Source organism: Orlajensenia flava (assembly GCF_004801905.1).
GTDB classification, from domain to species: Bacteria; Actinomycetota; Actinomycetes; order Actinomycetales; family Microbacteriaceae; genus Orlajensenia; species Orlajensenia flava.
The window spans coordinates 180,666-194,096 of the sequence record NZ_SSSN01000005.1 but is presented as its reverse complement, the minus strand read 5'-3'; the positions used below and the strand labels follow the sequence as shown (position 1 = coordinate 194,096).

The window sequence follows — 13,431 nt, the reverse complement described above, 5'->3', positions numbered from 1 at the left end:
CGAGGAGGTTCCCGCTCGGGGCCCCGCCGTCAGGCCGCGATGTAACGCGGGGACGTTGAGTGCGATAGCGATGGCTCTGGCTCTGGCTCTGGCTCTGGCTCTGGCTCTGGCTCTGGCTCTGGCTCTGGCTCTGGCTCTGGCTCTGGCTCTGGCTCTGGCAAGGATGATGGCGATCGCTCTGGTGATGGAGATCGCTCTGGTGATGGAGATGGCGATCGCTCCGGTGATGGCGATGCCGATACCGATACCGAGACCGGTGGTGATCCCGGCGGCGGCACGGCCCAGGTGCGTGCGAGGTTGTTGCCCGGTCTGGGCCTCCGGTCGGGGTCGACGTGCACCGGCGGGATGAACCAGACCCGGTTGTCGATCACGCGGATCGTCCATTCCGCCCGATGCAGCGAATGGTGGTGGAAGCTGCAGAGCAGAACGCCGTTGTTCAGGTCGGTGCGACCGCGATCTCGGTCCCACCAGTCCACGTGATGGGCTTCCGTCAGCTGCGGCGGCCTGCCGCAGCCCGGAGCGGCACAGCCACCGTCGCGTTCTGCCAAGGCGATCTTCTGCGCGCGCGTGAACAGGCGCTCTTCGCGGCCGAGATCGAGAACTTCGCCACCCGAACCCATGACAACCGGGATGATGCCGGCCGAGGCCGCCAGTTCGCGGACCGTTTCGGCCGAGATCGGCTGGTCGATGCCGTCGATTCTCGCCGCGCCGAGCTGGCCCGTGAGCGTGTCGAGATCGGTGCGCACGACCACGGTCGTGGAGGCAGCGACTCCCGACTCGGCGCACCCCAGCGTATGCCGGCACAGATCCGCCAGTGCGTCGGCGCGCAACTGGCCGATGGTGCGGGTCTCCTGCAGGTCAGGGTCGGTGCAGCTGCATGATGCCTCGACTGCCGCGGCATCCGCTGCCGGCACCGGCCGCCCGTCGACGTCGATGCTCACGTGCTCGCAGACCGACCGAACCTGTCCGGACCCGTACGCATCCCGCGCCTTGCGCAACTCGGCATTGACGATCGCTTCGACTGCAGTCTTGATGGCCGCACCGTTGACGGGATCGAACCGGCCCTTGAGTACCACTGATCCGTCGGCATCCTCGGTGATGGATACGAACCGCCCACGCCGCAGTTCGTCCTCGCGCGGCTGGACGCCGTCGGGATCGAGCCGCGCCTCCCACGCCTTGACCAGCTTGCGCACGAACTCCAGGCTGTTCTCGGGTGCGTTGGCCGCCAAAGACTGCTCGGCGGTGAACATCATCGCGGCATCCGCCCGCGGAGCGACCCGATCGAGCATGCCTGTGATCGCGTCAGCGGCATCCAGGCTGACCCGGCCTGAGGCCAGACCTGTTGCGATCGACGGGTACTTGGGCTCGCGCCGTTCACCGCTGAACGTTAGTCGTGTCGCCGTCGCCTCACCCACTCCGATGAGCTTGGACGCCTCACGCATCGAACCACCCGTCGCCGACGCGATCAACCCCTGGGGAGACGCGAAGGAGCGTTGCTTCGCAAGGCCCTCCTGGCCCAACTCCGGTCGGGAACGGCGAGCGACATGATCGGCAACGGATGCCATCAGCCCGTCAGCCACCTTCGAAACGAGGGCCAGAACGTTCAGCATGCGGCAGAGTCCGGCATCCGCCATCGACTCCAACGCCTCGTCCAGCCCGCGCGGCTGCATCCCGAATGCCGGGACGGAGCCCGCGTACGCCTCATGTACCGCGCTGACGCTGCGGTCGAAGGCCTCGAGCGGGTTTCCCATGACTCAATCATGGCGCGACCCACTGACATTCACTCGTATATCTGTTCTATTGTGGATAACTCAGGAGTGTCTGACTACCGAACGGCTTCGTGAGCCGATAGCGGCCGCCTCCGATGCCACTCAGTGGCTCGCTCGCTGGCCCCAGCACCACCGAGAGTCGCTGGCCCAGCACCGCCGAGAGGCGATCGAGCGAACGCGATCAGCGCCCGGTCAACACGTGCTCCCACCCATCGACGGGCAGCGGGACGAAGCGCGCCGTGACGCCGGAATCGATGTCGTTCGCGCCGGCGATCGACAGGGTGACATCGGCGCCCGCGTCCAGGTGAACCCGGACGAGTGCCGTGCGATTGGGCCCGACCGCCCGGCTGACGACCTCCTCGCCGTCCTGGCCGAGCGTCACGAGGGCCGGCTTGCCCGCGAGATTGTGCAGCCTCAACGCGATGGTCGCCGCGACCGGAACCTCGATCGAGACCCCGGCCGACTCGATGGTTCCGCGCGAAAGAGTGGTGCTGGGCATGGCGGACGCCGCCTCGCCCGGACCGCGCATCCGGAATGCGGGCAGATAGGGATGCAGGTCGAAGTCGGGTCGCATCGTGATGGCGTTGAGATCGGCGCCAGCGCCGCCGTCTCTGCGTCAGCGAACGACATTCCGGCAGCAGTGTAGGCGGCGGTCGCGTCGCGCAGCCACGCGAATCCCTCAGAGGAACGCCGCGATCCCTCCGCCTGCAGCTCCGCTTGTGTGACGTAGGTCACCGGAGGATAGACGACCGGCGCGGGCGCACTCCCGAGGTTGTCGAAGGGCGGATCCGAGAAGTCGCCGATGACGGGCGTCTCAGGCGGGGTCGATATCGGCGCGTCGCTCTTGTCCGGAAGGAGGGGCGGAGGATCCGCTGGAGGCGAGGGATCCTCGACGGGCACGGATGGCGGAGGAGTTCCATCTTCGGCGAAAGCGGGAGCCGCCGAGCCGACCATCAGCGCGACGACGGCCGCGAGCGCGGCGGCCGTCGATAGCAGCGTGCGCGGCATCCGGTCCCCCTCAGTCAAGGAACGCTATCCAAGCGATGCCGCGCCGCGCGCCCCCCGGATCGGGGGTGTTTCGCGGATGCCGTCCGAGCGTCACCCACGAACCGCTCAGATGAACGGCCGGATGGCGTCGAGAAGCGTTTCGGGCGTCTCCATCTGCGGTACGTGGCCGGTCTTCGCCAGGAGTTCGAACCGGGCACCGGGGATCGCGGCGGCGAACGCGCGCCCGTAGTCGGGGTCGACGACACGATCGGCTTCGCCCCACAGCACCAGGACGGGAACGTCGATGCCGTCGAGGCGGCCCAGCAGCGTCGGGTCGCTCATGGTGCCGCCGTAGACGGCGAGGGCGGCTTGATTGGCGACGCGCATCTGCGCGAGGGCGGGTGGCATCGTCGCCGGGTCCATGCTGGGCGCCTTCGAGGGGTCGTACCAGCTGTACTGGGCGAGCTGGGCGGGCGCCAGCGAGGACGCGACGGGGTGTCCCTCCACGTCGATGCCGACCGAATCGACCAGGACGACGCGGCCGAGCCGGTCCGGATGACGCAGCGCCACCTCGGCGGCGATCCATCCGCCGATCGAATTGCCGACGAGGACGACATCGCTCAGGTCGAGGGTCTCGAGTCAAGGACCTCGGTGCGATGACGAAGATCCTTCGAGCGCCCGCGAACCACATCGTTAGGGGGGTAGCGCGGATGTCCGACGCAGCTTCATTGCTCGACAACTGGGACGTTGCGGCGCAACGCGTTAGGGAACTGCTACCGAATAGATCGCATTAGGCTTCCCCGCTGGATCGGCGCCAAACACCTTTGCGGTGCGACTCCGCTCGAACATCGCAGTTGTCGGGCACTCGAGAGCACTGACTCGGGCTGATTCCCAAGACAACGACCTTCGCGAGCGGCCGTCGACGCACCGGGCGACTGGGAACGACTGCAGACACGGTCGCCTCGACGGACGATCATCCTCATAGCGCCGAGAATCGAAGCCTGTCGCGGCGCCAACTTTCAGTTGGAGAGGCTGGTTGACGGTTTGCTTGCGCCATAGAAAAGAGCCAATGCCCGAATTCTCCATCGCCAATCCTGAATCATTGAAATGCCAGTCGGAGGACGAGGATGGGCTTCGATTCGATGCTTCGTATTCGGCACTTCGAGGGCTCGGAGCCCTGCATTCGTCATCGTCGCCGAAATGCCGCGTCGACCGCCGCTTCAATTTCTGAAACGACCGCTCTCAGACTCGGCCCCGTGTCGTGCTCCCAGAATCGAAGGACTGTCCACTGACGTTCAACAAGTTGGCGGCTTGTCTCGGCATCCCGAATGCGGTTCGCAACTATTTTCGCTTCCCAGAAGTTTCGATTTGCGGTCGGCAAAACAAAATGCTCAGGGCAGCCGTGCCAGTAGCAGCCGTCGATGAACACGGCAACCCGAGCCCGCGTGAAGACGATGTCTGCCGTCCTCCTCAGCGATGGATCGGGGCGGTGGTTCACTCTGTACCGATAGCCATGTGCATGGAGAAGGCGACGCACATCCAGCTCGGGTTTGGTGTCTCGACCTTTGTTTGCTCGCATCGTTTGACGCGCATTGAAACTGGACGCCCACGACGACCCTTCATCAGATCGCCTAGATGTCATGGGTCAGTGGTCCTCGATCGACACGATGGAGTACTTGGACTTGGCTACTAATTTCGATGGCAGGTCGTAAGCGGGGTTGTGTCCAACGATCTCCACGAGAAGACTCGCCAGATCACTTTCTCCCCTGTCGCGAAGCACGTGAACGACTGTTGACCAAGGCGCTGCACTCGAGAGCCCGACAGCTACGGCGACGTCGCTTGCAATCAACTCCGGCGAGTCAGGAAGCCCCATCAGCGATCGCGCGCGGCGGATTCTGTCACCATCGACAGAAGGAGCCGAGAAGCTGATTGCCGTCTTACTGATTGTCATCAGGACCTCCGAGCCAATCTCAGGATCGGCCTCGAGGAGGTTCGTTCGGATACTGCCAAGCGAGGGTTGCAGCGTCATCCAGCTCAGAGTTACAGGACCATGAGGTGATTCGACTGACATTCGGTCGCCCGGCATCATTCCCAAGGCCGCCGCCAGACTGGACGGCAACGGCGACCCGCTTCCTCGAAGATGCTCGCCCGAGACCTCGATACGCAGCGCCCACGCATCTGGACCAACCCGATAGACGTTTCTCGTTTGGCTGAGCGACTTCTGGACCACCTTCGGCGCGGCCGCCATTTGGACCACTCCGTCGGTGAGGGCGAATGGCCACGCTGACGCGTACGCAAGGATGCTCCGCGGCGACACGGTGAACGACGAAGTCAGGTCTGAGATGAGTTCATCGATCGTGATAGAGCCTCTCTCCTGCACGATGAGCTCGATGGCATCCCGGATACCGGTGTACTCTCGGGCTCCCCATTCCGATAGCCCCCAATCTGATCGGTCAAGTCGCACAAACCGAGGGTCCACGTTTAGCGCGTTCTGTAAGGTTCCGATTGACCGATCGGCGACTACCGCGGAGTGAATGTCGTCCAGCGAACAAGCAACACCCCGGATCTGCAGAAGCGACGCCGCCAGGTCGGGAACCGACTTGACCGACGGTGCCAGGAAGTGCCCTTCCAATGGCCGATAGCCACAATCTTCCAGCCAGTCTTCGAGATCACCGTCATTCAATGCCGTCCAGTCCATCGTCGACTCACGCAGAGATACCATCGGAGCGAGCCCCGGCCCGATCTCGGCCGCTTGGAAGCGAAGTGCGGTTTCAGCGCGAAGTTCGTCGATCGATGGTTCGGCGATCCACGTCCCGTCGGATTCGAACGAATCGTCGAAACGGTCCAAGACGAACCATGCAGGCTGGTCCAGACCTACGATGCCGTGGGTGAGTTGAGGCATCTCCTCCAACATGGACGCCAACCGGGAGAGGCGGTGCACCTTTGCTCGAATAGCGAGCGAGAACAGTCCCAAGTCCGAGGCATCGTCCACCCACGAGGCGATTCTCGTCATGACCTTGGATTCGATCTGCCGGATGCGCTCCCGCGTGACCCCCAGTGTTTTTCCGATCTGGTCTAGCGTCTGGGGGCTCTTGGCCAAGACTCGTCCGCGTACGATGACGAGCTCCTTCTCGCTCAACAGGGCGAGGTGCCTGGCGAGGACGTCAGAGAGCGCCGGCGGCGCATCCCGCGCCACGAACCAAGCACCAGCCGTGAGATTCGAAAGCACGGACTGTGCCGCTTCGACCGAGGGAGGAAGTGTCAACCCAGGAGGGGAAGCGGTGACCAGTGGCGCGTCCCACAGACCGAGTGCGCTGTTCCAGATGGCGACTGCATGGAGCGCCTCGCCGACGGAAGTGGCTTCGGCCGTGGTCCACACCCGCTGCTCAACCTCAGCGAAAGTACTCAGGGCGGGTTCGGCCATATCCGACCGGCGCTTTTCCGAGGTTGGCCGGACGGCGACGGATATCAGCCGCTCCACGACGCCTTGAACTGTCAAGGCCCCTGAGCTTCGCAAGAGGAAGAGGTCGCGAATGCTGAGGGGACCGAGCTCCCCGAACTTCGCGATTCCTTCCCTGACGAAGATATTGCTCGCACGCACAGAGAGCCCGAGGGTGTCGAGACGTAGATCCGCCGCCAAGGATGGAAAGAGGTGAGAGAGGCGCCACGCCGAATGGCGTGTTATCGCGAAGTCGGCCGCCGAAGCCAGAAGATTGGCCGGGACTCCTGCAGCTGCTGACGGTAGTGCTCGAAGCCACTCGGTTCCGCCCTCACGATCGAGCCAGGGGAGCACGTCAAGCCAGCGCACTTCTTCTATATGGTGCGCCATCCCGAACCTCCTAGATTCATCTGCCCGCCACGCCGGAGGGACAACAATCCGACAGAATGTCGTTGGGTCGTCCCAAACTAAACACGTGACCTCCGCAATTGAATCAAAGTCAGACGTATCGGCACGCATCGGCGCGCTCGCAAAACTCTACGGGCCGATCGAGGTAGCATCGCGGTTGGGAACTTCGACGCGCACAATCGAACGCTGGGCACGCGCCGATGTGTCGGCACCCAGTCACTTGTCGCCCGCTTTGGACCAGCTCTTCGGGCCACCCGCGCATACTCGTTCGACTTCGACGGATAGTCCGACCTTCATCGACCTGTTCGCTGGCATCGGTGGCATACGCCTGGGGCTTGAGTCAGCTGGGGCGGAGTGCGTCTTCACCAGCGAATGGGACAAGTATGCGGTCAGAACGTATACGGCGAACCATGCGCCGACACACGCCGTGGCCGGTGACATCACGGTCATTGATCCCTCCAGTATCCCTGACCACGACATCTTGGCCGCGGGATTTCCCTGCCAACCCTTCTCCTTGGCTGGCGTGTCCAAGAAGGCGTCCTTGGGACGAGACCACGGATTCCTAGACAAGACTCAGGGCACGTTGTTCTTCAATGTCGCCGCAGTGCTCGCGGAGAAACGACCTAAAGCCTTCTTACTTGAGAATGTCAAGAATCTCATCAGTCACGATCGAGGGCGAACGTTCCAGATCATCCGTGGAGTTCTCGAGGATGACCTCGGATATGCGCTCCATTGGAAGGTCATCGATGCCAACGGATTCGTTCCCCAGCATCGCGAGCGCATCATCATGATCGGCCTGCGTGACGGCGGATCATTCGACTGGTCCCGAGTCAGGCCCTCGGCAACGCTTCCACCGACGATGGATTCAGTGCTTCACGTAGAAGACGGCAGCGAGACTGCCTTGGCACCTTTCATTGACGGTGAAACCGGAAGAGTCGCAGAGAGGTACGTTCTCAGTGATCGACTATGGGCCTACCTTCAGGCATACGCGGCCAAGCACAAGGCCGCCGGCAATGGGTTCGGCTATGGGACGGTCACTCGCACTTCCACGTCCCGAACACTGTCGGCCCGATATCACAAAGATGGGTCGGAGATCCTCGTCTGGCGGGGGGAGGGGTTGAACCCTCGCCGACTCACACCCAGGGAGTGCGCCCGTTTGATGGGATTTCCTGATGACTTTGATATTCCGGTTAGCGATACACAGGCATATCGCCAGTTCGGAAATTCGGTGGTAGTTCCAGTGATGGCGTCAGTGGCAGAAGAGCTTGGCGCGGCGATTCGCCGCGGGGCACGGTAAAGCGCCTTGAGTGCATGGCGTTGGGCGCTTCGAGGGGAACCACAATCTGCGGTCCTGGTCAGACAGGGCGGCGATCCCTTGCCGCTGCGGGCGCTCGACGTGTTCGACGCTCAGTTCGAAGGCCTACGCAGAATCGGCGAGATCACAGTCTCCCGTCCCAGCGATCAGTTGGAGATCGACTTCGAGCCGGGGCTCCTCGTTCTTGATCTGGCACTCACCATGACCGACGGCGAGCTGTGTCTGGGATTGGCATCCGCTGATTCACACAGCGCTCCGATAGTCGAATGGCCTACTGTCGACCACGTGGTGATTGAAGCCACTTGGTGGGCAATCGACGAGCCAACACTCCGCGAAGTTCGTGCCGCTCTTGAAGGCGAGAGCATCCAACTCGGCGTTCCTCTCGCAATGAACCAACTCCTCTGGCTCGTCTGGCACGATTACGTCGATGTCGACGCCTCCGTCTTGTCCCAGATCTCCGGGAATTCAAACGTTTCGAGCCGCACGCGCGAGTTCGACGCAGGCCTTCTCAGCGCAACCCTCTACCCGTACCAGGTCAGTGGTGCAACCTACCTGACCTCCATTGTCGAACAGGGGTTAGGCGCGCTTCTCGCGGACGAGATGGGCTTGGGAAAGACGATGCAGGCGCTCTACGTCGTCAGTCAGTTGGCCCGCGCCTCCAAATCCACGGCGCTCATTGTGGTACCAGCCAGCACGCTCGCGAACTGGGAGCGGGAATTCGCCAAGTTCGCACGTGACCTGACCGTGACGTCTCATGTCGGCTCTCGGCGGACGGGCGATCACCGTGCGCTGTCTAGGTTCAATGTCGTCCTGACAACTTACGAAACGGCGACCCGCGACCAGACGATGCTTCAGATGATCGACTGGAGCGTCGTCATCCTTGACGAGGCTCAATCCATCAAGAACCGCGACTCGCGCCGCAGTGCAGCGGTCAAGCAACTCCGTACACAGGCAGCAATCGCTATCACCGGAACGCCGATCGAGAATTCACTCACCGACCTCTGGTCGATCTTCGAGTTCTTGGCTCCCGACCACCTGGGCTCGCTGACCGAGTTCCAGAGTCGCTTTCCGGACAACGAAATGGCCGCCGAGCAGCTTTCCCGCCGCGTTGCACCCCTCGTGATCCGTCGATCTGTGGCCTCGGTTGCGACTGATCTTCCCGAGCGCGTCGACATCGTGACGCCGATTTATGTCGATGCGCAGATCGCCAGATCATACGAGGACGCACGAACGACGGGCCACACTGCTCCACTTGCGCTTCTGACCAAGCTCCGACAGATCTGCGCAGGTTCGGCGGGTGCCGATGATGACCTCCTCGTCGCCTCCCCTAAATTTGCCCGACTTCGCGAAATCCTTGAGGGGTTGGGGAGTGACGGGTCGAAAGCGCTGATCTTCAGCTCGTTCATTGACTCAATTGACGCGCTTGCCCATTCGGTTCGGGAACTCTTCCCGAACATGTTCGTCGCCACGGTCGACGGCCGCAGCTCACCGGCCGAGCGTCAGGCGATCATTGATGACTTCTCGGCCCATGTCGGGGCCAGTGTCTTGGTGCTCAACCCGAGGGCCGCTGGAGTTGGCCTCAACATCCAAGCCGCCAACTATGTGATTCACTTCACCCCGGAGTGGAACCCAGCGATCGTTGCGCAAGCGAGCGCCCGATCACACCGCCGCGGCCAACACAAGCCCGTCTTCGTGTACTACCTGTACTACGTTGACACCGTCGAGGATGTAATGATGAGCCGACTCGACATCAAACGGAGGTTGCAGACCGCGGGGCTTTCGTCTGCTTCCGACGAACCCGGCCAATCGGACCTGATTGCGGCCCTTGCCATTTCCCCAAGCGGAAGTTTCCATTGATGATCGACTACTACGAGACTCTGATCAAAGAGCTCAGTCGCAATGACGTAGGCGAAACCGGCGGCCACCAAGCCGGAATCGTCGTTCCGCGAGTTGAGTCCGCACTCGCCTTCTTTCCCGGTCTGAACCCCGACGAATTCAATCCGAGAACGTCACTTCGTGTTGTCGACACGAGCACGGGCAATCAACTGGCCCTGAACTACATCTACTACAACGGCAGACTCTCTGGCAGCTCCACTCGCAACGAGTACCGATTGACCGGTTTGTCACGTTATCTACGCGAAGCGCACGCGAAGGCGGGAGATTCGCTCGTCTTCACCAAGGATGACGACGGCGTCTACTACCTGTCACTCGAGCCGAAAGAAGCCGTCGTTACAGACGCAATTCAACCGAAACCCAGCGACGGCATCGTCGTCCTGTCCGGGACTTGGCGATCCACAAAGAGAGGTATCCGCCGTTGAGTGAGACACGACACGATGTCACCCCAAGCCCCGAACGCATTACCGAGTCGCTCCGTGACACCGGCTATGTCCTGAACACCGCGATCGCGGACATCGTGGACAACTCAATTGCCGCCCAAGCGACGAAAGTATGGGTCGAGTTCACCTTGGACGCCCGCGGGCGGGTGAGATTCAGCGTCGCGGACAACGGGCTCGGCATGGATACTGACGGCCTTGTGAACGCGCTGAAGTATGGCTCTGCACATCGCGACAATCCCTCGAGCCTCGGCAAGTTCGGCCTCGGGCTGAAGACGGCATCCACTTCTTTCGCTCGCCGCCTCATGGTGACGTCTCGTAGTTCCACCGAAGGGGGGCCGGTCACCGCGGCTTGGGACCTGGACGAAGTCGGTGAGCACGGCTGGACGGTGGCCGTATTGGACACCGCCGATGAACTGGATACCCGTCTCCTGGACGAGATTTCGACCGGAGCTACTGGAACCGTCGTGCGATGGGGCAAGGTCGACCGTATTCTGCGCGACTACTCGGCCCCAACCGGAATCCACGCTGTGAAAGCGATACAGAAGTACGAAGCGGCATTGCGCGAACACTTGGCAATGGTGTTCCAACGGTTCTTGGATCCTGATGACGACCGGGCGCAGACGGTTGAGATCAGCTTGAACAAGAAGCCCATCGCATTCTGGAATCCGTTTGCCTTCGGCTCGTCAGAGCTCTACAGCAAAGACATCAGCGTCCAAGTTGGTCCAGAGGATTACGCCATTATGACGCTCCGCGCGTTCATTCTGCCGCGAAAGGCCGAGCTCCAATCAGCCCTTGGAGAGGATGGTCCCAAGGATGCTCGCCTCAACAATAAGTCTCAGGGCATCTATGTGTACCGCGAAGACCGGATGATCCATGGGCCCGACTGGCTCGGAATCTGGTTGCAAGAACCGCACTTCACCCTCTGTCGGGCAGAGTTGTCCTTCGACCACAAGCTCGACGACGCTTTCCAAGTCGACATCAAGAAATCCCGAATCGATCTGGACACCGCACTCGTCGCTGTCATCACCGAAGCTCTTACGCCGCCACGGCGCGAAGCGGAGAACAGATACCGCGAAGGGCGACGGGCCGACACAGCCACACTTGCACAGCCCTCCATGCACGCGTCATCAAATGCGGCGATCGCGGACGCGGCGACGTCGATACCTTCGGCTCATCTGGAGAAGGTCGACAAGGCTCACGGCCAAGCCACCATCTCGAACGAGTACGGGCCAGTTACCGTCAAGTATGTGGAAACCGGTGGACAGAAGGTGTTCGTCGAACCTGTCGACTCCCTTCGCGATGGAGTGCTCTACGAACCGGCGTACATAGGGACCAACCCAGGCGTGCGCCTCAACAAGGGACACCCGTACTACGAGAAGGTGTATCTCCCCAACCGCAGTTCAGGGAACACGATCCAAGCGTTGGACTCCCTGCTCTGGGCCCTCGCAAGCGCAGAGTTCAGGAGCGCCCAAACGGCGACCCGCGACATTTTCGAGGACATTCGAATCGACGTCTCGAAGGCACTCCGGCGACTCGTCGAGGACCTTCCGGATCCCGAAGACGAGGACTAGCGATTGGCCAACGTCCAAGCGTCGATTGTTGGTGAGCAGGTCAGCGAGCTACTGAACCTGGCCGTATCGGCCGCGCCCCAGCCGGGCGTGGGTGACGTCCTCCTCAGGGTCGTAGGAGTCGAGCGCCCGCACGGATTTGCCGTACGGACCAAGCAGGGTCTGGCTGTCGCGACCGCGCAGCTTGAACTGGATTCCCTCGCAGGCTCCCTTTTGAACTTGGCGGGCGGCGCCACCGAAGATCAGTGGTCAAGCCTCCGCGAGGCGCAGGAAAAGCTCTTGAAAGCCGGTGTGCGCGTAGAGGTCTCCCCGACAGCACCTCCGGAGGCCGTGGGAAGGCTGATAGATCTGACCATCAACGCGCGCTCGATCATCGAATGGGAGAACAACCCGTCGATGGCTTCCGCCAGCGTAGCGGCAGCGGTGATATCAATGGTGCTGATCCTCCTCCCACCAACGCATGCTGCATCCGATGAGTCGTCTACCGAGCCGGTTGAATACGCCTTGGAAGGAGGAGTGATTCACGGTACCTACAACCGATACGAGCGGAGCAGAGCAAACCGAACGATCGCGATCCTCGTCCACGGAATGCGATGCGCTGCTTGCGACTTCGATTTCGGCTCAACATACGGATCGCTCGGCAGGGGATACATCGAGGTCCACCACCGGACGCCAGTTCATCTGATGGGTGAGCGGCGACCCGTCGACCCTCACACCGAGCTCGTACCCCTATGTGCAAATTGCCATCGGGTAGTTCACCGCACCGATCCAATCACCGCTGTTGATGAGTTGGCCCAGCTTGTAGCAGTCCGGCGCCGCGGGAACTGAGCGCCCTTTCCGCCAGTCCGCGCATCGGCATGCCGGCAATCTAAATCTCTAGCGATAGCTATTCGATTCCGGCCTTTGGATCGCCATTGAATTGCTGACGTACCCAATCAATGTCTGACCTAGTCAAATAGCTACCGCGGCGCAACCCAACACTCGCTTGGGCGAGGCCGACAGCGACATTCTGCTCCCCGGGCCGAGTTGCCCCGGCTAGGGGCGGTGTAGCGCGGTCCGTGCGGGCTACTCTGGTAGTGACGATCCGCTATAGTGACAATATGCACTCGGCAGCAGGCATAATCAGGAACGCGCGCGCGGCATCCGGCCTGAGCCAGACGGAACTCGCAATCCGCGCCGAGGTGACCCAGAGCGTGATCAGCGCCTACGAATCCGGGCGCCGGGATCCCTCGTTCACGATGCTGAGCAAGCTCGTCGACGCTTCGGGTGCGCGGCTGGTGATCGAGCTGGCGGATGCCTCTGCGCATCCGTTGCGGGATCGGCTTACCCACCACCGAACAGCTGTCATCGATGCACTCGGCGAGCTCGGAGCATCCAATGTGCGCGTCTTCGGATCGGTCGCCCGCGGTGAGGAGACGGCAGCCAGTGACATCGATCTGCTCGTCGACCTGGACGGTGACGTGGGCATCTTCCAACTGGCGGGGATGCGGAGCGCCGCAGCGAGCATCCTGGGCAGTGACGTCGATGTCGTGCCTGCGTCGAGCCTGAAGCCCGACGTCGCCGCTCGAGTGCTGGCGGAGGCGACACCTGTGTGAGTCGCTCCACGGAA

The 13,431-nt window shown here is 62.1% G+C and carries 10 protein-coding genes and 1 pseudogene; 6 read left to right on the top strand and 5 right to left on the bottom strand.

All coding sequences use genetic code 11. The features are described 5' to 3' along the window. Positions 1–29: 29 nt before the first annotated feature. From E6C70_RS08665 to E6C70_RS08645, 5 genes and pseudogenes are all read right to left on the bottom strand, one after another. Positions 30–1,751, bottom strand: a complete 1,722-nt coding sequence (locus E6C70_RS08665; RefSeq protein WP_136424144.1) for an HNH endonuclease signature motif containing protein — start codon at positions 1,749–1,751, stop codon at positions 30–32. Between the two features lie 199 nt (positions 1,752–1,950). After that, complete coding sequence (locus E6C70_RS08660) at positions 1,951–2,343, bottom strand: hypothetical protein (RefSeq protein WP_136424143.1); 393 nt, start codon at positions 2,341–2,343, stop codon at positions 1,951–1,953. A 539-nt stretch (positions 2,344–2,882) separates the two neighbouring features. Next, positions 2,883–3,383, bottom strand: a pseudogene (locus E6C70_RS08655) (alpha/beta fold hydrolase); the annotation flags it as partial. Positions 3,384–3,942: 559 nt separating this feature from the next. After that, complete coding sequence (locus E6C70_RS08650; protein WP_136424141.1) at positions 3,943–4,398, bottom strand: very short patch repair endonuclease; 456 nt, start codon at positions 4,396–4,398, stop codon at positions 3,943–3,945. Positions 4,399–4,401: 3 nt separating this feature from the next. Beyond that, positions 4,402–6,585: a sigma factor-like helix-turn-helix DNA-binding protein gene (locus E6C70_RS08645; RefSeq protein WP_168770891.1), complete on the bottom strand. Its 2,184-nt coding sequence runs from the start codon at positions 6,583–6,585 to the stop codon at positions 4,402–4,404. A gap of 85 nt (positions 6,586–6,670) precedes the next feature. Here E6C70_RS08645 and dcm point away from each other — a divergent pair, with 85 nt between their 5' ends. The 6 genes from dcm to E6C70_RS08615 all read left to right on the top strand — a co-directional run bounded on the left by dcm (position 6,671) and on the right by E6C70_RS08615 (position 13,417). After that, positions 6,671–7,900 (top strand): DNA (cytosine-5-)-methyltransferase, encoded by a 1,230-nt coding sequence (dcm, locus tag E6C70_RS08640; RefSeq protein WP_328590825.1) that lies wholly within the window; start codon positions 6,671–6,673, stop codon positions 7,898–7,900. Between the two features lie 99 nt (positions 7,901–7,999). Beyond that, on the top strand, positions 8,000–9,775 hold the full coding sequence (locus tag E6C70_RS08635; RefSeq protein WP_136424139.1) for a DEAD/DEAH box helicase: 1,776 nt from the start codon (positions 8,000–8,002) through the stop codon (positions 9,773–9,775). Beyond that, positions 9,775–10,236 (top strand): EcoRII N-terminal effector-binding domain-containing protein, encoded by a 462-nt coding sequence (locus E6C70_RS08630; RefSeq protein WP_136424138.1) that lies wholly within the window; start codon positions 9,775–9,777, stop codon positions 10,234–10,236. The genes E6C70_RS08635 and E6C70_RS08630 overlap by 1 nt, the downstream gene beginning before the upstream one ends. Then, positions 10,233–11,825 carry an ATP-binding protein gene (locus tag E6C70_RS08625; RefSeq protein ID WP_136424137.1) on the top strand — a complete coding sequence of 531 codons (1,593 nt, stop codon included), beginning with the start codon at positions 10,233–10,235 and terminating at the stop codon, positions 11,823–11,825. Before E6C70_RS08630 ends, E6C70_RS08625 begins: the two co-directional genes overlap by 4 nt. 3 nt (positions 11,826–11,828) lie before the next feature. Further along, on the top strand, positions 11,829–12,650 hold the full coding sequence (locus E6C70_RS08620) for an HNH endonuclease (RefSeq protein WP_136424136.1): 822 nt from the start codon (positions 11,829–11,831) through the stop codon (positions 12,648–12,650). 272 nt (positions 12,651–12,922) lie between these two features. Further along, a complete protein-coding gene (locus E6C70_RS08615) occupies positions 12,923–13,417 on the top strand; it encodes a helix-turn-helix domain-containing protein (RefSeq protein WP_136424135.1) in 495 nt (164 codons plus the stop codon). Positions 13,418–13,431: the final 14 nt, after the last annotated feature.

Excerpts from the sequence above, each read along its gene's own strand:
- E6C70_RS08665 (WP_136424144.1), bottom strand. The coding sequence starts at position 1,751 with ATGGGAAACCCGCTCGAGGCCTTCGACCGCAGCGTCAGCGCGGTACAT.
- E6C70_RS08660 (WP_136424143.1), bottom strand. The coding sequence starts at position 2,343 with ATGCGACCCGACTTCGACCTGCATCCCTATCTGCCCGCATTCCGGATG.
- E6C70_RS08650 (WP_136424141.1), bottom strand. The coding sequence starts at position 4,398 with ATGACATCTAGGCGATCTGATGAAGGGTCGTCGTGGGCGTCCAGTTTC.
- E6C70_RS08645 (WP_168770891.1), bottom strand. The coding sequence starts at position 6,585 with ATGGCGCACCATATAGAAGAAGTGCGCTGGCTTGACGTGCTCCCCTGG.
- E6C70_RS08630 (WP_136424138.1), top strand. The coding sequence starts at position 9,775 with ATGATCGACTACTACGAGACTCTGATCAAAGAGCTCAGTCGCAATGAC.
- E6C70_RS08615 (WP_136424135.1), top strand. The coding sequence starts at position 12,923 with ATGCACTCGGCAGCAGGCATAATCAGGAACGCGCGCGCGGCATCCGGC.